Below are 1,675 nucleotides of genomic sequence, written 5' to 3'. Positions count from 1 at the left end.
ATTTGTTCGCACTCCTGTTTTGGGGGTGAAACAATAAATGGCCCTAGTCAAGAGACTAGAGCCTGTAAGGAAATTTTAATTCCGAGAGTCTTATCTCCAGAATGTGGAGGGGCTCTTTTATGAAACCTACGCCAAACATGTTACACGTAAAATCAGTTTGTTTTCTCTACTGTTGTGGTTTTGAACCTCGGATCAATTTTATGTAATTTCCGAAGTGCGCAATTCACACTTCGGAGTTTAGTTTCACCCATCCAATGCTGCCAAACGTTTCTTATAAAGAAACTGAATAACCGCCTTGGTTTCGTCATCTTGTCGATCCACCAGTTCTTTGATAGCCCGGTCGATGACACTGGAGTTTGTTTTTCCATTTGCCAACACCTCAATCGCTACCTGTGTCCACAGGTCGATCGTATGAGTGACTTTGACGGTTTTTTCGCCTTGTTGAGACTGAAGTGCCTGCTCTTTAGCCAGTTTTCTGGCTTTCTTCTCAGCTTGCTTTTGAGCAAAGCATTCTTTACATATAGTGGGGTTCTGGGCGTTCGGCGAGTGTGCTTTCGACCTAGGCAACCATTGCCCACATGTTCCAGTGGTGCATTGGAACATGTCTGCTTGGTTGAACCCTACGGCAGGGTTGATCTCTTTCAGAATGGCTTCATGGTTGTTCGGTTCGAGTGGTTTGGCATCTAGCATGATAACCACCTCCACAGAAAGATGATTCCTCGTCATTTGAGGTTGGAACATCATATTGAAAGACTTCTGGTTATTGCAAGTATTTTCAGCAATAGAATGTTTCTGCGTACAACCTCCAGAGGTAATGTACCACTCGATGGAAATACGGAAAGTTGGTGGAAGACGTTAAAAGTTTTTATGGTGAGTGAACAGGCTGGTTCGCTGCAAGTGTGAAGATTCGTTCAAGAGGTCAATACGGAAAAAAACTATCTTTAGTATCGACGAATCCAAATGAGTTCGACGCTTATGCTGAAATGGGAAAATGGGAAAATGAAAATCTGTTTTTTGGATGGAGTTGGCATTCCACAACGTTAGGGGACTCTTCTGATGTGTTCATTCATTCATACAATGACGGGGACTTGCCGTATCAACAGTCTTGATAAAGTCTCTGTGTGTGAACGTGAAAAAACGATTTGAAAAACCCAACTCCCTTTAGGGACATTGAGGGGAAAATTGGATATCATAAGACTAACCTCACTGAAAAAATGAAGAAAAATGTCCAAAATCGCCCCAAATCAACGGAAAAACGTCCAGATCGATGTATACTCACTTCACTCTATTTATCACCTCAACCTCATCTAAAACCGGGGCGGTTTATCACAACTGGAGGATAATAATCAACACCAGTGAAAAAATCGGAAAAAAAGGATTTTATCTGACCGGGGATGGACATATTTCGGCCCCGAGACAAGGGACGAAAGGGGAGTGCGATGCCATCAGCCTTTCCTCGCTTTGTCCTCACCTGATCATTGAGTTCATACAAGACCTTAAATCCTTACATCACCGACTACTTTTTTGCGTTCGGGGAACTGCCATCAGATCTTTCTCTCAAGGACTTGCATTTTCATTTTAACCTTTCGTAGGCTCATCTCCATGGTCAACAGGCGCTTGTGCGCCAATTGAAAGAAGGAGATGAGACGATGCTTGATTGGAGCAAGAGTAGCCG

Annotated in this window: 1 protein-coding gene; it reads right to left on the bottom strand. The window is 43.2% G+C overall.

What is annotated here, in order from left to right:
- Positions 1-243: 243 nt before the first annotated feature.
- Complete coding sequence (locus tag C230_RS0100315; RefSeq protein WP_018130111.1) at positions 244-690, bottom strand: hypothetical protein; 447 nt, start codon at positions 688-690, stop codon at positions 244-246.
- Between the last annotated feature and the right edge of the window lie 985 nt (positions 691-1,675).

This window comes from Effusibacillus pohliae DSM 22757 (genome assembly GCF_000376225.1).
In the GTDB taxonomy this organism is placed as follows: Bacteria; Bacillota; Bacilli; order Tumebacillales; family Effusibacillaceae; genus Effusibacillus; species Effusibacillus pohliae.
The sequence above is the reverse complement of the archived record's forward strand: the minus strand, read 5'-3'. Positions and strand labels throughout refer to the sequence as shown.

Coding starts and splice junctions, on each gene's coding strand:
- C230_RS0100315 (WP_018130111.1), bottom strand. CDS start 690: ATGCTAGATGCCAAACCACTCGAACCGAACAACCATGAAGCCATTCTG.